Here is a 20,107-nt window from a genome sequence, read left to right as displayed (position 1 = left end):
CGTCCCTTAACTGGCTGGCGCTGAGGAGGTATCAGGCGTGGCGACGACGGTTGCCCCCGGTCTGACTTTCTGTAACCCGCTGACGATGACGCGATCGCCGTTTTTCAGCCCTTCCGTCACCAGCCAGCGATCGCCAATGGCCTGAGGGGCTACGACGGTACGTGATTCAACCTGGTTTTTATCATTCACCACCAGAACGGTTGCATCGCCTCGCGGCGTACGTGTTACCCCTTGCTGTGGAACCAGAATCGCATCCGGCTGCGTGCCTTCATCAATGCGGGCGCGAACAAACATGCCGGGTAACAGCAGATGCTGAGGATTCGGGAAAATGGCGCGCAGGGTAATCGAGCCGGTACTTTCATCGACTGTGACGTCAGAGAACTGCAATGTGCCCTTTAGCGGATAGGGCTGACCGTTCTCCATCAGCAGCTCAACGGTGCTGGCGGTATCACCTTTTTGCAGACTCGTCTGTTTCAGGCGCAAAAAATCATTACTGGACTGGGTGACGTCGACATACATCGGGTCAAGCTGCTGGACCGTTGCCAGCGCTGCGGCTTGTCCGTTGGTGACGAGTGCGCCTTCGGTCACGCTGGATTTACCGATGCGGCCATCGACAGGAGACGTCACTTTGGTATAGGCAAGGTTGATACGCGCGCTTTCAACGCCGGCTTTTGCGGCAACGACGCTGGCATCTGCCTGCTGCGCCGTGGCAACAGCCTGGTCATACTCCTGCTTGCTGACATACTGTGTTCCCACCAGCGGGAGATAACGTTTCACCGTCAGGTGCGCAATGCTGGCCGCCGCCTGGGCCTTCGCCAGCTCGCCTTTCGCGCTGTCATAGGCCGCCTGATAGGTCGCAGGATCAATCTGATAAAGTGATTCGCCCGCTTTTACATCGCTGCCTTCCGTGAAGTTGCGGCGCAGGATAATGCCGCTAACCTGAGGTCGAACCTCCGCAACCCGAAATGCATCTGTTCTGCCCGGGAGTTCAGTGGTGACAGCCAGAGGTGCGCTTTTCACGATGTGCACGCTGACCTGAGGCGCCTGCGGGGACTGTTGTTGTTTTTCCTGACCATCGCATCCAGTGAGCAGTACCGCGCAGACAATGAAACCGGATAAGGGTAAGCGTCTGAAATAATTCGTCATTGCTGTTCCTTTAAATGCCCACTAACCGATATATGCCGTGAACCGGTAGCTAGGGCAGAGGGATAAAAAATAAAATGTAGCTGCGTATAATAATGAGGGTATTTAATGTTTTTTAATTTATAAGTGCGAATGACCAGGCCTGAAGACAAAATCAGAATCGGTCCCGGCACTTTCAGCGGTATACTTCTGGCGAATTAAACAGATAATCAGGGCTTAATGTTCTCTAGTTATTCATGCCGTGAATTTATTTGTCTTGATGTATTTGTATTAATTATAAATTATGTGCGTTGACTTTTTTTGTGCAAAATTAAAACGGATTTTGGTGAATACTTTCATTTCCATGAACGCAGTAATACCTTTAAACCTTGTGCATAACGAGTAGTTGTCTATGGCGCGTAAAAAGAAAGAAGAGGCTCAACAAACCCGGCAGCAGCTGATTGAGGCGGCTATCGGACAGTTTGCGACGCGTGGCGTAGCCAGCACGACGCTGACGGATATCGCGGATGCCGCCAGGGTGACGCGCGGCGCGATCTACTGGCACTTCACCAGTAAATCTGAAATATTTAATGCCATCTGGGAACAGCAATTACCGCTTCGCGACATTATTCGCGACAGGCTTTCTCTTTCCGAAAGTGATGACCCGTTGTTAATGCTTCGTGAGCAATTTATAACTGCGCTGCAGTATATTGCGCATGAGCCCCGGCAATGCGCGCTTTTGCAAATTCTGTATCATAAGTGTGAATTTAGCAGAGATATGATTTCAGAGAGTGAAATCAGAAAGCGTATTGGATTCAATTATGAGACGCTACGCGTCGCGCTGGAGTCCTGTATTTCGCGGAAAATTATTTCGTCAAAGGTGAATGTTGATCTCACCTTGATCGTATTCCACGGTTTTTTTAGCGGAATAATTAAAAACTGGTTAATGAATAACGACAGTTTTAATCTTTATCAGCAGGCACCAGCTCTGGTAGACAGCATTCTGGCGACACTCCCTGTTATTCGCGTATCGCCTCATGATGATGTTTACAGCTCCGCGCCGGGTAACATTTCCCCTCGGGCACAAAGTGCCTCTATGGTCTGCGCGCTGACCGGTTTACCTAACAGATAGCCCTGAAGGGTGTTACAGCCCAGTTCGGTCAAAAAGGTTTGCTGAGCCACAGTTTCCACACCCTCTGCCACGACTTTCAGGTTGAGCGTTTTAGCAAGGGCCACAATCGCTGAGACAATAGTGGCATCCTCGCTTTCCCCGCTTAACTCTTTCACAAACGCTCTGTCGATTTTCAATTCACAGGCCGGTAAGCGCTTGAGATACAGCAGGCTCGAATATCCGGTGCCAAAATCATCGATGGAGGCCTTCACGCCAGCATCCGTCAGCTCTGTCAGCACCCGTACACTTTCATCCGGGTTGCTCATTGCCGTGGTTTCCGTCACTTCCAGAATCAACATTTCCGGTGGCACATGGTGAAGTGCCAGGCAGTCGAGAACCGTTTTAACCAGCGAAGGTTGTTCGAACTGCAATGTTGACAGGTTTACCGCCATTGACCAGTTTTGATGCCCCTGAAGATGCCATTCCCGCAGCTGGCGGCAGGCTTCATTCATCACCCAGTTGCCAATGGGGATGATAAGCCCCGTTTTTTCCGCCAGCGGCAGGAAAAGATCCGGGGTCAGTAATCCCTGTTTGGGATGTTGCCAGCGCAATAGCGCCTCAAATCCAAGGATAGGCCCCGCGGGGGCGTGAAATTTTGGCTGATACAGGAGGCGCAGCTCATTGCGATCGATCGCCATCCACAGATCGTTCATGAGCTGGAGATGGGTCTGCGCCAGGGTGTTCATGGAAGGCTGGAAAAAGTGGTAACCGTTCCGGCCCATATGCTTCGTGTGGTACATCGCCGCATCGGCGTTAAACATCAGCTCGCGCTCGGTTTTGCCGTCGTGAGGATAAAGTGCGATACCGATACTGAGGGTCACCACCAGTTCATAGGGATCGATATTGAACGGGCTATCGATTGCGCGCACCAGGGAATTGGCCAGCGAGGCCGCATCGTCCGGACCTTCTCCCTCTGTCAGCAGGACAAACTCATCACCGCCGATGCGCGCGAGGGTAAACTGGCCTTTCAGCAGAAGCAGCAGACGCTGCGTAACGGCGACCAGCAGTTTGTCACCGACATCATGGCCGTAGGCGTCATTGATGGCTTTAAAACCGTCGAGATCCATGAACATCAGGGCAAAATGAGTACCTTCACGGTCGGCTTTGCTGATGGCCTGATCGAGTCTGTCTTCCAGCAGGATACGGTTCGGCAGACGCGTCAGCGTATCCTGCAGCGCCAGCTGAGCGAGCTCGCGGTTCGCTTCTGCAAGCGACGAGGCCAGAAGGGCGGTACGTGCCTGAAGGCGGGCGTCCAGCATCGACACCAGCAGGGTGATCCCAAGAATAGAGAGCGCGACGACGCTGACCAGCACCGCCAGCCAGCTTCCGTTAATACCGTCATGATGAACCATTGTGGACATCGGAAACTGCGCGGCTTTCATCCCGGCGTAGTGCATACCGGCAATGGCAATTCCCATCGTGATGGCGGCACCCATGCGCATCAGCACGACCTGCGCGGCTTCGTGACGCAGTCGGAAGGTTAGCCATAGGGCCGCGAGTGAAGCGGCAAGCGCAATCGCGACCGAAATAGCTACCCAGACCTTGTCCCAGATAATCCCGGGCATCACTTCCAGCGCCGCCATACCGGTGTAATGCATGGCAACAATACCGCTTCCCATCACCAGCGCACCGGGCAGCAGCCGACCCAAGCGCAATTGTTCACAGCTCACGAGCCATAGCGCAAACAGCGACGACCCTACGGCGATGACCATGGATAACACCGTCAGGGTGGTGTTGTAGCTCATGCTCATGGAGAGGTCCATCGCCAGCATGCCGATAAAATGCATGGCCCATATGCCAATGCCCATTGCAATTCCGCCGCCAGCCAGCCAGACGCGGGCTGCAACGCCCTGACTTCCGGCGACGCGTGCAGCCATATTCAGCGCGGTATACGCCGCAATGATGGCAACAACGAAGGAGAGGACTACAAGGATATGGTTGTATTGGCTAACCAGCATGGTCGGTTCTACTCGAGTGTGAGGTTACGCTAGAGCGGTTGAGAAGGGCGAGACATTATCACCGTAAGTTAACGGCTCAAAGGGATTTAAATCCCCGTTTTTAGTGGGTAATAAGGGGGAGATTTGCGCGATCGGGCGGTTAGTCGAGCTCTGAGCAGTTCACTAATTTCAGCGGATTCACGGAGTTCATATTGCGACACTTATCGGTCTCGGTGCTCATCAGTTCAATCCACTGCATCAGGAGCGTATCGAAGATGAGAACGGAGATTGCAAAGACAACCAGCCACCAGTATTTACGAATCATTGTGTCATTCCGCGAGAAGAGCGCCAGTAGAGTGGGGGAAATATACACGAAAAGACGCGCTTTAAAAGCGGGATAAGCGAAGGTTTACAAAGCGTTGACGGAGAGGGGAAGGAAATAAAAAAGGCGCATCCCCATGCCAGGTAGCGCCTTTTTAAACAAGCATTTCGCTAACCGAAATTAGTTCATGCCGTATTTTTTCAGTTTCTTACGCAGAGTACCACGGTTGATACCCATCATCAGCGCAGCGCGGGTCTGGTTACCGCGGGTGTATTGCATCACCATGTCCAACAGTGGCTGTTCAACTTCAGCCAGTACCAGCTCATACAGATCATTAACATCCTGACCATTCAGTTGAGCAAAATAGTTCTTCAGTGCCTGTTTAACCGAGTCACGCAGGGGCTTTTGAGTTACCTGATCCTGAGAGTTTACGGTAGATACGGTCAGTACGTCAGAATTTACGCGTTGTTCGAACATAGTTCTGTCAGCTCTTTATTTCATTACGCAAGATTTTCGAAGTATGCCTCCAACGCCTCCAGCTGTACGCTGGCATCCTCTATGGCGTTGAATGTGCGCCGAAACTGGTCATCTGGAGCATGCTCCTGGAGATACCAGGAGACGTGTTTACGCGCAATTCGGTACCCTTTTGCCTGACCATAAAAGTCATGCAATTCCCGAACATGCGAGCAAAGCAAACGCTTAACCTCTGCCAGCGGCAGCGGGGCAAGCAGCTCCCCAGTGTCCAGATAATGCTGGATTTCCCGAAAGATCCAGGGTCTTCCCTGAGCGGCACGTCCTATCATCAGAGCATCAGCTCCCGTATAGTCGAGTACAGCTCTGGCTTTAAGCGGGTCAGTTATGTCGCCATTCGCGATAATCGGAATGGAAACTTTCTGCTTAACTGCCCGAATGCTGTCGTATTCAGCTTCACCGTTGAACAAACAGGCGCGAGTGCGTCCATGAATGGTCAGGGCCTGAATGCCACAGTCTTCGGCCAGTTGGGCAATTTCTACACAGTTACGGTGTTCCGGCGACCAACCCGTGCGAATCTTCAACGTAACAGGAACGTCCACTGCGCTGACAACCGCCGTCAGGATAGATTTCACCTGGTCGGGGTATTGCAGAAGGGCTGAACCTGCAAGCTTGCGATTCACCTTTTTGGCCGGGCACCCCATATTGATATCAATAATCTGGGCACCACTCTCCACGTTAATCCGCGCGGCATCTGCCATCTCTTCAGGCACGCTTCCGGCAATTTGCACGGTGCGAATACCTGGTTCATCAACGTGCACCATCCGAAGGCGGGATTTATCGCTTTCCCAAACCTGCGGGTTAGACGACATCATCTCGGATACGGTTAAACCGGCTCCCATCTCATAACACAGCGTCCTGAACGGCCGGTCTGTAATACCTGCCATTGGGGCTGCGATCAGGCGATTTCTAAGCTGGTGGTGTCCGATGCGCATGAGTTAAGAAATGACCATACTGTGACTGCAAGGCGGCGTATATTACGCATTTTTTGCACGAGATGAAAGGCCAAACTTTGAACAATCCACTGTTGTAGATCAAGGAATCGCCGCTCAATCTGTCCGTTCAAAATTATTCATTATTTAAATCATTATGTTATGCAGGAATGGTTATTTTATGGACGCTTACAATTTCCCGTAACTTCTCATCATTTCTGAATAAATGCGTCACTGACGCGGGATAATCTGCTGTTTTTAGCAGCAGATTATCCCGCTTCTTTGCGATCTGCGTCGCATTTTAGAACATGATCGTCAGGCGAAAAATGCGTCTTATTCGACCACAACACGCCCATGCAGCGACTGTACCGGACGGTTATTATCGTGGTGCAGGGTATGGGTGAATTTTTCGAGCTGTTCTGCAGAAACCGTCATGGGGTGCTTAAGCACAATCCATGTGACGCCTTCTGAGCACGGTGGGGTGGTCAGTGAACCGCTAAAGCGCCAGTACGTTTTATCTTTCGGCAGCAGAGCGTTCAGGTTGAGATTACCTTTGATGGAGACGTTCTGCTCGGCCAGCTGAGGCATAACGCTCCACAGTTTTTCAAGCTCCGGGTTTGCGGTCCCTTTATCGAACATGACCGCCACCACCGCCAGTTCTCCGCCGGCATTTTTATGAACCAGGTGCATTTCCATCGCATATCTCTTGCCATGAACGGTGTTTTCGCTCGGCGCGTGGAAATGGAACTGCTGTAAAGTCCAGGTTTGCTTATCCAGAGTAAGGGTATCGCGGGTATCAGCCGGTTCACTGGCCTGAATGGTATGGCCGTTGTTTGTCAGCGTCACGGGGCCATCAATGTAGTGCGTTTGTAGCGGGGAGAGATGGGCGTCAACGGTCGAATCAATATTAATGGGAGACTGGTTCATTCCGTTTTGACAGGTATTGTATGCCTCGTCCAGTTCGCCCCAGTGTTCCGGTGAACTATTTCCTTCGTAGCCCCAGTGTGATGCGAATGCTGAAGCCGAGATCATGCTCAGCGTCAGCAGCGCTGCCTTGCCTGTAATGTGTTTCATCATATTCTTCCGGTGAATTTTTGTAATACAAACCAATATGATTTGTAGGGGTATATTACCGAAGAATGACCGGAGGAGAGAAAAGTATCGGAGGAGAAGGGCGTGGTCAGATGACCACGCCAGATTCTTATTTTTTACGGCCGGTGATACGACACCACTCTTCTTTTTCCACCACCGGGTCGAGATCAAAGAGATCGGCATAAGCTTCACACACGCTGTCAGCCTGGCTTGCAAGAATGCCGGAAAGCCCCAGCAGACCGCCCTCAACGGGCAGCACGCTGATTAACGGGGCCAGCTCGCGCAGCGGGCCCGCCAGAATGTTTGCGACCACCACATCGGCCTTCATGGCTTCTGGCTGCGCATCCGGCAGATACAGCTCCAGACGATCGGAGACGCCGTTGCGTTCTGCGTTATCGCGGCTGGCCTGAATTGCCTGCGGATCGATATCGATCCCGATGGCTTTTGCCGCGCCCAGCTTCAGGGCGGCAATCGCGAGGATCCCGGATCCACAGCCGAAGTCGATCACCGTCTTACCGTCAAGATCCAGACCGTCCAGCCACTGCAGGCACAGGGACGTGGTTGGATGGGTGCCGGTACCAAACGCCAGGCCCGGGTCGAGCATCACGTTAACCGCGCTTTCATCGGGAACATCGCGCCAGCTTGGGCAGATCCACAGGCGTTTGCCGAACTGCATCGGGTGGAAGTTATCCATCCACTCGCGTTCCCAGTCTTTGTCTTCAAGCTGTTCGATTTTGTGCGCAAAACCCGCGCCCAGCAGAGGATGATTTTCCAGAATCGCGACCACTTCTTTCATGTCGGTTTCGGCATCAAACAGACCAATAACGTCGGTGTCGCCCCACAGGCGGGTTTCACCCGGCAATGGCTCAAAGACCGGCGTGTCATGCGTGTCCTGGAAGGTGATAGAGACCGAGCCGGCCTCCATCAGCGCATCGCTCAGTTCCTCGGCGTTAGCGCCGGTTGTGTTCAGTTTTAGTTGGATCCACGGCATGGCAAAACTCTTTATTTATCAGATGAAATCATAGCGGGTTGTGGCGCGGGCTGACCGAAACGGTTCCCCACCACAAACGCCAGTAAACTTAGCAGTAACGAAGGCACAATCGGATGGAAGCCCAGGTACTGAATTTTAAACGTAGCGAGAACGGCATACAGCACACCGCCGACTATCATGCCGCTCAGCGCGCCCGCAGCGTTCGCGCGTTCCCAGTAGAGCCCTAACACCAGCGGCCACAGGAAAACGGCTTCAAGGCCGCCAAACGCCAGCAGATTCAGCCAGATGATCATCTCCGGCGGGCGCCATGCGGCTAACATCATCAGAATGCCGAGCACCAGCGTGGTCCAGGTCGAGATGCGTTTAAGCTTTTGCTCATTATGCATTTTAGCCGGACGCGCGCTAAGCCACAGATCTTTGATGATGGTGGCAGAAGCCTGCAGCAGATGGGCGTTAACGTTGGACATGATGGCCGCCATCGGTGCAGCAAGGAACAATCCTGCGGCCCATGGCGGGAGCACCTGCACCATCAGTGTAGGAATGACCTGATCCGGCACGGTCAGGTGGGGTAAAACCGCCCGTCCCAGCGCACCCGCCAGATGCATGCCCAGCATCAGAAGCGCGACAACGACGGTACCAATCACAATCCCCCGGTGAACGGCTTTGCTGTCTTTATAGGAGATACAGCGCACGGCCGTGTGAGGCAGGCCGATTACGCCAAAGCAGACCAGCACCCAGAAGGAGGTCATAAACGCCGGCGTCAGGATATCATCTGCACCGTGGGGGCTGACCAGTTTAGGATCGATCTGTTCCAGCGTTTGCACCGCATTGTGCAATCCGCCGGCCGCATAGATGACGCCAACCAGCAGCACAAGAGTGCCTATCAGCATCACCATACCCTGCATGGTGTCGTTCAGCACGCTGGCCCGGAAGCCGCCAAACGCGGTGTACAGCGCAATCGTGATCCCGAAGATGAGCAACCCGGTCTCGTACTTGATACCCGCCGCCGTTTCCAGCAATCGCGCGCCGCCAATAAACTGAACGGCAATAGCGCCGACAAAGGCAACAATCAGGCTGATACTTGCGATCCAGACCACCGCGCGGCTCTGATAGCGTGCCTGCAGCATGTCGTTAAGCGTAATGGCGTTATAGCGGCGGGCGAGAATAGCAAATTTTTTGCCCAGAATGCCCAGCGACAGCCAGATAGTGGGCACCTGGATCATGGCCAGCAATACCCAGCCGAGCCCGTATTTGTAAGCCGCTCCCGGTCCGCCTATGAACGAACTGGCGCTCACATAGGTGGCGGTCAGCGTCATCGCCAGCACAAACCCGCCCATGGAACGGCTGCCGAGGAAATATTCGCTCAGAAACGAACCGGTGCTGCGTTTGCGCATGGCATAGAAAGAGAGGCCAAACACCACGATCAAATAGACAATCAGCACGGTGATAATTTCAGTTTGCATCGCTATCCTCCAGCGGGAAATCGCGGAAGATAAAGCGCACCATCAGCCAGCTGAGCAGAATGAAAATCAGCGGTACCAGCAGACAGGCCATTTCAAACCAGTGCGGCAGGCCGGTTATGCCGATAGTGGAATCAGGTAAGTAAGCGGTCACTAACCATGCTGCGAGATAGAGAAGGGTCAGCCACAGCGCCCAGCGCGCTTCTTTATGGGCCTGAACAAAACGTTTGTCCATTGTTTGTCCCTTGTGGATGAAGAAAGCGGGGATTGTACATGATGAGGCTTTCCAGGCCCCAGAAATAAAAAAGGCCGGAAAATCCGGCCTTTTAGCAAAGATGCTGTATTACTTCTCGTGCAAACCGAGTTTTTTCTCCAGATAGTGGATGTTGGTTCCACCATTCTGGAAGTGCTCGTCGCTCATGATACGCATCTGCAGATCAACGTTGGTTTTGATTCCGTCGATGATCAGCTCCTGCAGGGCGTTCTTCATGCGGGCAATCGCCACGTCACGGTTTTCGCCATAGCAGATAAGCTTGCCGATCATTGAGTCATAGTACGGCGGTACGGTGTAACCGGCGTAGATATGAGACTCCCAGCGCACGCCAAAGCCGCCCGGCGCGTGGAAACGCGTGATTTTACCCGGGCTTGGCAGGAAGGTGTTCGGGTCTTCGGCGTTGATACGGCACTCTACCGCATGGCCTTTCACCACAACTTCTTCCTGCTTGATGGACAGCGGCTGTCCTGCGGCGATGCGCAGCTGTTCTTTGATCAGGTCAACGCCGGTGATCATTTCGGTAACCGGGTGTTCAACCTGAATACGGGTGTTCATTTCAATGAAGTAGAACTCGCCGTTTTCGAACAGGAACTCGAAGGTACCCGCACCGCGATAGCCGATATCGACACACGCTTTGGAGCAACGCTCGCCGATGTAGCGACGCAGTTCCGGGGTAATGCCCGGTGCTGGTGCTTCTTCGACCACTTTCTGGTGACGACGCTGCATGGAGCAGTCACGTTCTGCCAGATAGATGGCGTTACCCTGACCGTCTGCCAGCACCTGAATTTCGATGTGGCGTGGGTTTTCCAGGTATTTTTCCATGTACACCATGTCATTGCTGAAAGCGGCTTTCGCTTCCGCTTTGGTCATGGAGATGGACTGAGCCAGTTCAGCATCGCTGCGCACAACGCGCATACCGCGACCGCCGCCGCCGCCGGACGCTTTGATGATAACCGGGTAGCCAATGCGTTTAGCATGAGCACGGTTAGCATCCATGTCGTCGGTCAGAGGGCCGTCAGAGCCTGGTACGGTTGGAACACCGGCTTTTTTCATCGCGGTGATCGCAGACACTTTGTCGCCCATCAGGCGGATGGTGTCGGCTTTCGGGCCGATGAAGATAAAGCCAGAGCGTTCAACCTGCTCAGCAAAGTTGGCGTTCTCAGAGAGGAAGCCGTAACCCGGATGAATTGCCACCGCGCCGGTGATTTCAGCGGCGCTGATGATAGCCGGGATGTTCAGATAGCTTTTTACGGACGGAGCCGGGCCAATACAGACCGTCTCATCCGCCAGCAATACGTGTTTTAAATCGCGATCCGCGCTTGAGTGCACAGCGACGGTCTTGATGCCCAGTTCTTTACAGGCACGAAGAATACGCAGAGCAATCTCGCCGCGGTTGGCGATAACAATTTTATCCAGCATGTTCGCCTCGTTACTCGATGACGACCAGCGGCTCGTCAAATTCAACCGGCTGACCACTTTCGACCAGAATCGCTTTCACAGTACCTGATTTGTCTGCTTCGATCTGGTTCATCATTTTCATCGCTTCAACGATGCACAGGGTATCGCCTACGTTGACTTTCTGACCCACTTCGATGAACGCCTTCGCGTCCGGGCTCGGGGTGCGGTAGAAAGTACCAACCATTGGGGAACGTACGATGTGACCACTGATTTCTGCTGCAGCGGCAGGTGCGGCTTCAGCTGCTGGTGCAACGGCTGCGGAGAGCGCAGGCTGCTGCACTGGCGCAGCATAAGCCTGCTGCATTACCGGGAAGCTAGCGGCTGGGGCTGCACGGCTGATGCGTACAGACTCTTCGCCTTCAGAAATTTCCAGTTCGGAGATGCCTGATTCTTCAACCAGCTCGATCAGTTTTTTAATCTTACGAATATCCATGAGTGGGTTCCGTACTCTTGTTTAGTGTGATTGTGACAAGCGTTTTACCGCTGTCTGTAAAGCGTATGAATAGCCGTCTGCGCCCAGTCCGCAGATAACGCCAGCAGCGATATCCGACAGATACGAATGGTGGCGGAACGGCTCTCGGGCGTGCACATTACTCAGGTGGATCTCGATAAACGGGATACTCACCGCGAGCAGTGCGTCGCGGATAGCAACACTGGTGTGCGTAAACGCGGCCGGATTAATCAGGATATAGTCCACATTGTCTTTAGCCTGATGAATACGGTCGATGAGTGCGTACTCCGCATTCGACTGAAAATGATCCAAATCCACATTCAGTGACGCTGCTTCCGTTCCCAGACGGTTAACAATTTCACTTAATGTCAGCGTGCCGTACTTCTCTGGCTCACGGGTGCCGAGCATGTTCAGGTTCGGTCCGTTCAAAACTAAGATATGGAACTTATCAGTCATTGTGCTGCCATCTCCTGCGATTTTCCGGTAAAAAACAAAATATACCTTCGAAGCGCAATTGTCACCTTTTCAGAGGCTTAAAACCGCTGTCAGGCGAACCAAGGTCGCACATTATAACGATTTCGTAGCATTTAGCAGCTAAATACTGGTCTTATCAGGGAAGATTATCAACCGCTATCCGAAAAAGATTTGCGGTTGACGGGGAATCTGCGGGAAAACGCACAGTTTCGCGAACTATCGCAACCACTGGCGGAACTTCTTGTAACGCCATGCTAAAAGCGCCACGGCCGCCAGTGCGTAAAGGACTGGCTGAGGCGAGAGGATCTTCACCGACCACAGGTAATGAATGGGGGCGAGGATCGCGACAAGATAGACGAAGTTGTGCAACAGTTGCCAGCGCCTGCCCAGCTTACGCTGCGCATACTGCGTAGACGTCAGCGCTAACGCCAGTAAAACCAGCCAGCTCACGATACCCAGCGTCAGATAAGGACGTGTCACCAGTTCGCGGCCCAGCAGCGCCAGATTGTTAATACCCAGTTCCAGCAGGGCATAGCTGGTAAGGTGCAGCGTCGCCCAGGCAAAACACCATAGCCCCAAGAGCCGACGGGTTCGTATCAATAATGGCTGTTTAGCGTAACGCGCCAGCGGCGAGACGAGCAAGGTCGCCAGCAAAAATTTCAGAGCCATCCGACCCGTAAAATGCTGAATATCCTTGGCCGGATCTGCGCTAAAGAGCCCCTGGCTGGCGGCCCAGAACAGCCATATAAAAGGAAGTAACCCGGCCAGGTGCAGCAGCACCTTCAGCCAGGTAATCTGCTTTGCCGTTAAACGCACTTAGAAATTCTCCCGTAAATTCAGCCCACGGTAGAGAGAGGCCACTTCATCCGCGTAGCCGTTAAACAGCAGCGTAGGCTGGCGCTTGATGTCCAGCGCGCCGCCGGAACCGATAAAACGCTCGGTTGCCTGCGACCAGCGTGGGTGATCCACATGCGGATTCACGTTCGCGAAGAAACCGTATTCGTCCGGCGCCGCCAGATTCCAGGTGGTTGGCGGACGTTCGCGAGTGAGCTTAATGCTGACGATAGATTTAATCCCTTTGAAGCCATATTTCCACGGTACGGTTAAACGGATGGGGGCGCCGTTCTGCGGTGGAAGCGCTTTGCCATAAACGCCGACGGTCAGCAGGGTAAGGGGATGCATCGCTTCGTCGAGACGTAACCCTTCAACATAGGGATACTCCAGCCCGCCGCCGATAAACCGGTCTTTCTGCCCTGGCATCTCGTCCGGCGCATAACGCGTCTGAAAAGCGACATATTTTGCGTTGCTGTTGGGCTCAGCCATCGCCAGCAGTTTATGCAGCGGGAAGCCTACCCAGGGCACCACCATTGACCACGCTTCCACGCAGCGCATGCGATAGATACGCTCTTCGAGGGGAAAACGGGTGGTGAGATCGTGATGGTCCAGCGTCAGGGGTTTTGCCACTTCGCCCTCGATTTTCAACGTCCACGGATCGGTTTTGAGGCTGCCTGCGTTGGCTGCAGGATCGGCCTTGTCGAGACCAAATTCGTAGAAGTTGTTGTAGCCGGTAACTTTATCTTCCGGCGTGAGCGTCAGTTTATTTTGCCATTGGGCGGGTTTCGTAAAGGTGAGCGGTGCGCCGGAAGGCGCCTTTGGCCGATCGTTACCTTTAAACCAGTCGAGCAGGTCGGCGTGTGCCGCCGGTGAGAGCGTGAGCGCGGTGGCGCTGATGCCAAGCATTTTCAGGATCTGGCGGCGCTGTAACATAAAGACAGACTCAGACGTTACGTCGGCTTCCGTCAGTTTTCGGTTTTTCATGGCATCCTCCGTCATGCGTTTTTCTAAGCATGACGGAGGAGAGGGATTCGCGCGAATATGTCACGAAAATTTGAAGATTAGGCGATTTTCACCAGCGCGCGACCGTGGAACTGATTGTCCATGATTTTACTGGCATATTCCGGCGCCTGGCTGAGGGTAATCTCCGTTGCGCTCTGGGAATAGAAGATTTCCGGCAGATCGCGCACCAGCCGTTCCCAGGCTTCAAGACGACGGGCTGGCGGGGTCATCACGGAATCCACACCCTGCAGACGTACGTTACGCAGAATAAACGGCATCACGGTGGTTGGCAGGGCAAATCCTCCGGCCAGTCCGCAGGCTGCGACGCAGCCGCCGTAGTTCATCTGCGCCAGCACTTTTGCCAGCACCTTATCACCGACGGTATCCACCGCACCTGCCCAGACCTGTTTTTCCAGAGGGCGGGTTTCGTCAAACTCGTCGCGGCCAAGAATGCGGCTGGCACCGAGCTGACGCAGGTAATCGTGGGTACTTTCGCGACCCGACACCGCAGCGACCTGATAGCCCAGCTTGTGCAGCAGCGTTACGGCCGTGCTGCCGACGCCACCGCTGGCGCCGGTGACGACAACTTCACCCGACTCAGGGCGGACGCCCGCATCTTCCAGCGCCATCACGCACAGCATGGCGGTAAAGCCTGCCGTGCCGATAATCATCGCTTTGCGGCCATCCATGCCTTTCGGCATCGGCACCAGCCAGTCGCCCTTAACGCGCGCCTGCGTTGCCAGACCGCCCCAGTGATTTTCACCGACGCCCCACCCGGTAAGCAGCACCTGCTGGCCCGGATGGAAGCGCGGATCCTCGCTGGTATGAACCCGGCCAGCGAAATCAATTCCCGGCACCATAGGGAAATTTCGGATGATTTTACCCTTACCGGTGATAGCCAGCGCGTCCTTATAATTTAAACTGGACCAGTCGATGTCGACGGTTACTTCGCCTTCCGGCAGGCGACCCTCTTCAACCGCCTGCACTGAGGCAAGCGTTTTGCCGTCCTGCTGTTCTAAGATCAAAGCCTGCATACGGGGTCCTCTCGACTCAGATGATTGGAAAATAATTTCTGAAGACTATACTCGCTTAGGGAAACGCAGTGCCGATTTAACGCAATAAATTGCCAGATACACCAGGTTTGGTAGTATGCCGCATTTGAAATGCAAGTTAGCGCTTACTCGCTACCCCATCAACCCACGGAGTAATCTCAAGGATGCGATTAACGACGAAGTTCTCAGCTTTTATCACCTTGCTGACGGGGCTGACCATTTTTGTCACGCTTCTGGGCTGCTCTCTGAGTTTTTACAACGCCATTCAGGACAAGCTGGTCAACCGGGTACAGTCTGTCGCATCGGTGATTGATACGCGTCTGCTGACGACGCCGCTGCCGGCGCTCTCCCGCGAGCTCGATGAGTTGATGGTACCTGTTGATATTGTTCAGATCGACATTCAGCAGGGAAAGCATCGCGTTTTAAGCCATGAACGCCAGGGAAGCTATCGCCCCGCGGGCGTGGTGAGCCAGTACCGGGAAGTGACGGTGCACTCCCTCAAAAATCCGGGCATGACCATCCACATGGTCTATCTCGATCCGATGGCCAGCTATTTCCATTCCATGATGACCACCGCGCCGCTCACCGTCGCCGTGGTGTTTATTGTCCTGCTGATCTTTCTCGCGGTCCGCTGGCTGCGGCGCCAGCTTTCTGGTCAGGAGCTGCTGGAGCTCCGCTCCTTGCGGATCCTTAACGGTGAACGCGGCCCACAGGTGCGCGGCTCGGTTCATGAATGGCCTTCACGCGCCAGCAGCGCGCTGGATACGCTACTCTCAGAAATCCAGTTTGCCAGCGACCAGCGCAGCCGTATGGATACGCTGATCCGCTCGTATGCCGCGCAGGATAATAAAACCGGCCTGAACAACCGCCTTTTCTTTGATAATCAGCTCGCCACGCTGCTCGACGATTCGGAAAAGGTGGGAACACACGGGGTGGTGATGATGATTCGCCTGCCCGATTTCGATCTCCTGCGCGATACCTGGGGACAGCGGGCCGCGGAAGAAAATCTCTTTACGCTGATTAACCTGCTCTCCACCTTTATTATGCGCTACCCGGGGGCGCTGCTGGCCCGCTATCACCGCAGCGACTTTGCCGTATTGCTGCCTCATCGCACGCTGAAGGAGTCTGAAAGCATCGCCAGCCAGCTGCTGAAGGCGGTGGATGCGCTGCCGCAGAGCAAAATGCTCGACAGGGACGATATGGTGCACATGGGGATCTGCGCCTGGCGCGGCGGACAATCGGCAGAACAGGTGATGGAGCACGCCGAAGCCGCCACCCGCAACGCCGTTCTGCAGGGGGCGAACGGGTGGGCGGTTTATGATGACTCGCTACCGGAAAAAGGGCGCGGCAACGTGCGCTGGCGAACGCTGATTGAGCAAATGCTTAGCCGCGGCGGGCCTCGCATTTATCAAAAACCCGCGGTCATGAAAAATGGCAACGTCCACCACCGTGAATTGATGTGTCGTATTTTTGACGGCACGGAAGAGGTTATCTCTGCGGAATATCTGCCGATGGTGCTGCAATTTGGGCTGTCCGAAGAGTATGACCGCCAGCAAATTACCCGACTGATTCCGTTTTTATCCTTCTGGCCTGAAGAAAACCTCGCGTTACAGGTCACCGTGGAGTCGTTAATACGCCCACGTTTTCAGCGCTGGCTGCGTGATACATTAATGCAATGCGAAAAATCGCAACGCAAACACATTATTTTTGAACTTGCTGAGGCGGATGTAGGTCAACACATCAGCCGGTTACGCCCGGTGGTACGTTTGATAAATGCGCTCGGCGCGCGTGTCGCGGTGACGCAGGCAGGTTTAACGCTGGTCAGTACCAACTGGATCAAGGAGCTGGATGTGGAGTTATTAAAGCTACATCCAGGCCTGGTGAGGAATATTGAGAAGCGTACGGAAAACCAGCTGCTGGTACAGAGTCTGGTAGAAGCATGCAAGGGAACGCGGACACAAGTGTTTGCTACGGGCGTGCGCTCCAGAAGCGAATGGCAGATGTTAAAAGAGCGCGGTGTTATGGGTGGTCAGGGGGATTTTTTTGCTGCCTCTCAACCGCTTGACACCAACGTGAAAAAATATTTGCAAAGATACTCTGTTTGACCTGCCGTTTACGCTGTTTTCACGTAGAATATCGCGCCTGTAGCTTTGAGTATGTCGAGCAAAAAGCCAGTGAACGACCTTTAACGGGTTACAAATGTCAGTGGGGAACGCTACTGTTTACTCAGCCCTGAGGGAGTCAGGGGATGATTTTGTAACATCAGGAAACGTACTGCACAAATTTTCACCGTTGCAGATGATTTTTGCGCCTTGTCGCTGCTGCGTGTGGTTGGTAAAGTAAGCGGATTTTGTTTTCCGCCCCAGCTTTCAGGATTATCCCTTAGTATGTTGAAAAAATTTCGTGGCATGTTTTCCAATGACCTGTCCATTGACCTGGGTACCGCGAATACCCTTATTTATGTAAAAGGACAAGGCATCGTATTGAATGAGCCTTCAGTTGTGGCCATTCGTCAGGATCGTGCAGGCTCGCCGAAAAGCGTGGCCGCAGTGGGTCATGACGCGAAGCAGATGCTGGGTCGTACCCCTGGCAACATCGCCGCCATTCGCCCAATGAAAGACGGCGTTATCGCTGACTTCTTCGTGACTGAAAAAATGCTTCAGCACTTCATCAAGCAGGTTCACAGCAACAGCTTCATGCGTCCAAGCCCGCGTGTTCTGGTGTGTGTGCCGGTTGGCGCAACCCAGGTTGAACGTCGCGCAATTCGTGAATCTGCCCAGGGTGCAGGTGCACGTGAAGTGTTCCTGATTGAAGAGCCAATGGCTGCGGCAATCGGTGCAGGTCTGCCTGTTTCTGAAGCTACCGGTTCTATGGTGGTGGATATCGGTGGTGGTACCACTGAAGTCGCCGTTATCTCTCTGAACGGCGTAGTGTACTCCTCTTCCGTACGTATCGGTGGTGACCGCTTCGATGAAGCCATCATTAATTACGTGCGCCGTAACTACGGCTCTCTGATCGGTGAAGCTACCGCAGAGCGTATCAAACACGAAATCGGCTCTGCTTATCCGGGCGATGAAGTGCGTGAGATCGAAGTTCGCGGTCGTAACCTGGCTGAAGGTGTTCCACGCGGCTTTACCCTGAACTCCAACGAAATTCTGGAAGCACTGCAGGAACCACTGACTGGCATCGTGAGCGCGGTAATGGTTGCGCTGGAACAGTGCCCACCAGAGCTGGCGTCCGACATCTCCGAGCGCGGTATGGTTCTGACCGGTGGTGGTGCGCTGCTGCGTAACCTCGACCGCCTGTTAATGGAAGAGACAGGTATTCCTGTCGTAGTTGCAGAAGATCCACTGACTTGCGTCGCCCGTGGTGGTGGCAAGGCGCTGGAAATGATCGACATGCACGGCGGCGATTTGTTCAGCGAAGAGTAGTCGAGTTTGAGAGGGTAGCAATTTGCTACCCTTTCTCTCTGACGCGAGAATACGCATAGCCTATGAAGCCAATTTTTAGCCGTGGCCCATCGCTACAGTTTCGCCTCATTCTGGCGGTTCTGGTTGCGCTTGGGGTCATTATTGCCGATAGCCGCCTCGGTACGTTCAGCCAAATCAGAACGTACATGGATACCGCCGTCAGTCCTTTCTACTTTGTATCAAATGGTCCCCGTGAACTACTCGACTCCGTTTCTCAAACGCTGTCTTCGCGTGACCAACTCGAACTCGAAAACCGGGCATTACGTCAGGAACTGCTGCTGAAAAACAGCGAGCTGCTGATGCTGGGGCAGTATAAGCAGGAAAATGCGCGTCTGCGTGAGCTGCTCGGCTCGCCGCTGCGTCAGGATGAGCAGAAAATGGTGACGCAGGTGATCTCAACCGTAAACGACCCTTACAGCGATCAGGTTGTGATCGACAAAGGGAGCGTAAACGGCGTGTATGAAGGTCAGCCTGTTATCAGTGATAAAGGCGTAGTGGGCCAGGTTGTTGCCGTGGCCAAACTGACCAGCCGCGTGCTGCTGATTTGCGATGCCACGCACGCGCTGCCGATCCAGGTTCTGCGTAACGATATTCGTGTGATTGCGGCCGGTAACGGCTGTACGGACGATCTGCAGCTGGAACACCTGCCTGCTAACACGGATATCCGCGTGGGCGACGTCCTGGTGACCTCCGGTCTGGGCGGACGCTTCCCTGAAGGCTATCCGGTTGCGGTGGTCTCGTCAGTGAAGCTGGATACTCAGCGTGCCTATACCGTGATTCAGGCGCGTCCAACCGCCGGTTTACAGCGTCTGCGCTATCTGCTGCTGCTGTGGGGTGCCGATCGCAATGGTGCTAACCCGATGACGCCTGAAGAGGTGCATCGTGTGGCGAATGAACGCCTGATGCAGATGATGCCGCAGGTTCTCCCGCCTGCGGATTCCATGGGGCCACCTGCGCCAGTCCCGGCGCCGGCAACAGGGTTAACGCAGCCGCTGCCGGATGCGCCGCCACCGCCTAAACTCTCTTCGGGAGGGCAGTAGTGGCAAGCTATCGTAGCCAGGGACGCTGGGTCATCTGGCTCTCGTTTCTCATCGCACTGTTACTGCAAGTGATGCCCTGGCCGGATGACATTCTCGTTTTCCGGCCTAACTGGGTATTGCTCATTTTGCTCTACTGGATCCTTGCCCTGCCGCATCGCGTAAATGTCGGCACAGGTTTTGTGATGGGTGCCATACTGGATCTCATTAGCGGCTCTACGCTTGGCGTGCGTGCCTTGTCCATGAGCATTATTGCGTACCTCGTCGCTCTCAAATTCCAGCTCTTTCGTAACCTTGCGCTCTGGCAACAGGCCCTGGTGGTGATGCTATTGTCGCTCGCGGCGGATATCGTTGTTTTCTGGGCAGAGTTTTTAGTGATCAACGTCTCTTTCCGACCGGAAGTGTTCTGGAGTAGTGTAGTAAACGGTGTGCTCTGGCCATGGCTGTTCCTGCTGATGCGTAAGGTTCGCCAGCAGTTTGCTGTGCAATAAAAGGTT

General features: G+C 54.1%; 20 protein-coding genes. 5 read left to right on the top strand and 15 right to left on the bottom strand.

Annotated features, from left to right (window positions below):
• Window positions 1-6: 6 nt before the first annotated feature.
• A complete protein-coding gene (locus ACWHWP_RS21570; protein ID WP_447856360.1) occupies window positions 7-1,146 on the bottom strand; it encodes an efflux RND transporter periplasmic adaptor subunit in 1,140 nt (379 codons plus the stop codon).
• A gap of 388 nt (window positions 1,147-1,534) precedes the next feature.
• Here ACWHWP_RS21570 and envR point away from each other — a divergent pair, with 388 nt between their 5' ends.
• Window positions 1,535-2,254 carry an acrEF/envCD operon transcriptional regulator gene (gene envR / locus ACWHWP_RS21565; RefSeq protein ID WP_447856358.1) on the top strand — a complete coding sequence of 240 codons (720 nt, stop codon included), beginning with the start codon at window positions 1,535-1,537 and terminating at the stop codon, window positions 2,252-2,254.
• Here the strand turns inward: envR and ACWHWP_RS21560 are convergent.
• From ACWHWP_RS21560 to acuI, 14 genes are all read right to left on the bottom strand, one after another.
• Window positions 2,170-4,251, bottom strand: coding sequence for a putative bifunctional diguanylate cyclase/phosphodiesterase (locus tag ACWHWP_RS21560; protein ID WP_447856356.1), 2,082 nt, complete (start codon window positions 4,249-4,251; stop codon window positions 2,170-2,172). The two genes, envR and ACWHWP_RS21560, sit on opposite strands and share 85 nt — an antisense overlap.
• A 139-nt stretch (window positions 4,252-4,390) precedes the next feature.
• Window positions 4,391-4,555: a DUF2556 family protein gene (locus ACWHWP_RS21555; protein WP_023309432.1), complete on the bottom strand. Its 165-nt coding sequence runs from the start codon at window positions 4,553-4,555 to the stop codon at window positions 4,391-4,393.
• A 177-nt stretch (window positions 4,556-4,732) separates the two neighbouring features.
• Window positions 4,733-5,029 (bottom strand): DNA-binding transcriptional regulator Fis, encoded by a 297-nt coding sequence (gene fis, locus ACWHWP_RS21550; protein ID WP_000462905.1) that lies wholly within the window; start codon window positions 5,027-5,029, stop codon window positions 4,733-4,735.
• 23 nt (window positions 5,030-5,052) lie between these two features.
• A complete protein-coding gene (gene dusB / locus ACWHWP_RS21545; protein ID WP_047347654.1) occupies window positions 5,053-6,018 on the bottom strand; it encodes a tRNA dihydrouridine synthase DusB in 966 nt (321 codons plus the stop codon).
• 330 nt (window positions 6,019-6,348) lie between these two features.
• The gene (locus tag ACWHWP_RS21540) at window positions 6,349-7,089 is read right to left on the bottom strand and encodes a carbonic anhydrase (protein WP_447856733.1); all 741 of its coding nucleotides are present in this window, start codon (window positions 7,087-7,089) and stop codon (window positions 6,349-6,351) included.
• A 127-nt stretch (window positions 7,090-7,216) separates the two neighbouring features.
• Entirely contained in the window at window positions 7,217-8,098 is an 882-nt protein-coding gene (gene prmA, locus ACWHWP_RS21535) for a 50S ribosomal protein L11 methyltransferase (RefSeq protein WP_047347656.1), read from the bottom strand.
• 11 nt (window positions 8,099-8,109) lie between these two features.
• Entirely contained in the window at window positions 8,110-9,561 is a 1,452-nt protein-coding gene (gene panF, locus ACWHWP_RS21530; protein ID WP_059312133.1) for a sodium/pantothenate symporter, read from the bottom strand.
• A complete protein-coding gene (locus ACWHWP_RS21525; protein WP_059312134.1) occupies window positions 9,551-9,793 on the bottom strand; it encodes a YhdT family protein in 243 nt (80 codons plus the stop codon). Before ACWHWP_RS21525 ends, panF begins: the two co-directional genes overlap by 11 nt.
• A gap of 108 nt (window positions 9,794-9,901) precedes the next feature.
• Window positions 9,902-11,251, bottom strand: coding sequence for an acetyl-CoA carboxylase biotin carboxylase subunit (accC, locus tag ACWHWP_RS21520; protein ID WP_010436177.1), 1,350 nt, complete (start codon window positions 11,249-11,251; stop codon window positions 9,902-9,904).
• 10 nt (window positions 11,252-11,261) lie between these two features.
• On the bottom strand, window positions 11,262-11,723 hold the full coding sequence (gene accB / locus ACWHWP_RS21515; protein WP_010436174.1) for an acetyl-CoA carboxylase biotin carboxyl carrier protein: 462 nt from the start codon (window positions 11,721-11,723) through the stop codon (window positions 11,262-11,264).
• Window positions 11,724-11,744: 21 nt separating this feature from the next.
• A complete protein-coding gene (gene aroQ, locus ACWHWP_RS21510; RefSeq protein WP_023309405.1) occupies window positions 11,745-12,197 on the bottom strand; it encodes a type II 3-dehydroquinate dehydratase in 453 nt (150 codons plus the stop codon).
• A gap of 234 nt (window positions 12,198-12,431) precedes the next feature.
• Window positions 12,432-13,031: a protein-methionine-sulfoxide reductase heme-binding subunit MsrQ gene (gene msrQ, locus ACWHWP_RS21505; RefSeq protein ID WP_059312136.1), complete on the bottom strand. Its 600-nt coding sequence runs from the start codon at window positions 13,029-13,031 to the stop codon at window positions 12,432-12,434.
• Window positions 13,032-14,033, bottom strand: coding sequence for a protein-methionine-sulfoxide reductase catalytic subunit MsrP (gene msrP / locus ACWHWP_RS21500; RefSeq protein WP_447856352.1), 1,002 nt, complete (start codon window positions 14,031-14,033; stop codon window positions 13,032-13,034). It lies immediately after the preceding gene.
• Between the two features lie 77 nt (window positions 14,034-14,110).
• On the bottom strand, window positions 14,111-15,085 hold the full coding sequence (acuI, locus tag ACWHWP_RS21495; RefSeq protein ID WP_447856350.1) for an acrylyl-CoA reductase (NADPH): 975 nt from the start codon (window positions 15,083-15,085) through the stop codon (window positions 14,111-14,113).
• A 182-nt stretch (window positions 15,086-15,267) separates the two neighbouring features.
• Between acuI and csrD the strand changes: the two genes are divergently transcribed.
• The 4 genes from csrD to mreD all read left to right on the top strand — a co-directional run bounded on the left by csrD (window position 15,268) and on the right by mreD (window position 20,101).
• Entirely contained in the window at window positions 15,268-17,208 is a 1,941-nt protein-coding gene (csrD, locus tag ACWHWP_RS21490; RefSeq protein ID WP_059312139.1) for an RNase E specificity factor CsrD, read from the top strand.
• 282 nt (window positions 17,209-17,490) lie between these two features.
• Window positions 17,491-18,534 (top strand): rod shape-determining protein MreB, encoded by a 1,044-nt coding sequence (gene mreB, locus ACWHWP_RS21485; protein ID WP_000913396.1) that lies wholly within the window; start codon window positions 17,491-17,493, stop codon window positions 18,532-18,534.
• 62 nt (window positions 18,535-18,596) lie between these two features.
• Window positions 18,597-19,613, top strand: a complete 1,017-nt coding sequence (mreC, locus tag ACWHWP_RS21480) for a rod shape-determining protein MreC (RefSeq protein ID WP_023309400.1) — start codon at window positions 18,597-18,599, stop codon at window positions 19,611-19,613.
• Window positions 19,613-20,101, top strand: a complete 489-nt coding sequence (gene mreD, locus ACWHWP_RS21475) for a rod shape-determining protein MreD (protein ID WP_023309399.1) — start codon at window positions 19,613-19,615, stop codon at window positions 20,099-20,101. The genes mreC and mreD overlap by 1 nt, the downstream gene beginning before the upstream one ends.
• The last annotated feature ends 6 nt before the right edge of the window (window positions 20,102-20,107 follow it).

The organism is Enterobacter sp. WI-ESBL-E8, assembly GCF_053364895.1.
Note: the sequence above shows the minus strand (reverse complement) of the source record. Positions and strands in the feature narration are given on the sequence as shown.

Coding starts and splice junctions, on each gene's coding strand:
- msrP (WP_447856352.1), bottom strand. CDS start 14,033: ATGAAAAACCGAAAACTGACGGAAGCCGACGTAACGTCTGAGTCTGTC.
- panF (WP_059312133.1), bottom strand. CDS start 9,561: ATGCAAACTGAAATTATCACCGTGCTGATTGTCTATTTGATCGTGGTG.
- mreC (WP_023309400.1), top strand. CDS start 18,597: ATGAAGCCAATTTTTAGCCGTGGCCCATCGCTACAGTTTCGCCTCATT.
- accB (WP_010436174.1), bottom strand. CDS start 11,723: ATGGATATTCGTAAGATTAAAAAACTGATCGAGCTGGTTGAAGAATCA.
- ACWHWP_RS21555 (WP_023309432.1), bottom strand. CDS start 4,555: ATGATTCGTAAATACTGGTGGCTGGTTGTCTTTGCAATCTCCGTTCTC.
- dusB (WP_047347654.1), bottom strand. CDS start 6,018: ATGCGCATCGGACACCACCAGCTTAGAAATCGCCTGATCGCAGCCCCA.
- prmA (WP_047347656.1), bottom strand. CDS start 8,098: ATGCCGTGGATCCAACTAAAACTGAACACAACCGGCGCTAACGCCGAG.
- fis (WP_000462905.1), bottom strand. CDS start 5,029: ATGTTCGAACAACGCGTAAATTCTGACGTACTGACCGTATCTACCGTA.
- acuI (WP_447856350.1), bottom strand. CDS start 15,085: ATGCAGGCTTTGATCTTAGAACAGCAGGACGGCAAAACGCTTGCCTCA.
- csrD (WP_059312139.1), top strand. CDS start 15,268: ATGCGATTAACGACGAAGTTCTCAGCTTTTATCACCTTGCTGACGGGG.
- ACWHWP_RS21570 (WP_447856360.1), bottom strand. CDS start 1,146: ATGACGAATTATTTCAGACGCTTACCCTTATCCGGTTTCATTGTCTGC.
- aroQ (WP_023309405.1), bottom strand. CDS start 12,197: ATGACTGATAAGTTCCATATCTTAGTTTTGAACGGACCGAACCTGAAC.
- accC (WP_010436177.1), bottom strand. CDS start 11,251: ATGCTGGATAAAATTGTTATCGCCAACCGCGGCGAGATTGCTCTGCGT.
- mreB (WP_000913396.1), top strand. CDS start 17,491: ATGTTGAAAAAATTTCGTGGCATGTTTTCCAATGACCTGTCCATTGAC.
- envR (WP_447856358.1), top strand. CDS start 1,535: ATGGCGCGTAAAAAGAAAGAAGAGGCTCAACAAACCCGGCAGCAGCTG.
- ACWHWP_RS21525 (WP_059312134.1), bottom strand. CDS start 9,793: ATGGACAAACGTTTTGTTCAGGCCCATAAAGAAGCGCGCTGGGCGCTG.
- ACWHWP_RS21540 (WP_447856733.1), bottom strand. CDS start 7,089: ATGAAACACATTACAGGCAAGGCAGCGCTGCTGACGCTGAGCATGATC.
- ACWHWP_RS21560 (WP_447856356.1), bottom strand. CDS start 4,251: ATGCTGGTTAGCCAATACAACCATATCCTTGTAGTCCTCTCCTTCGTT.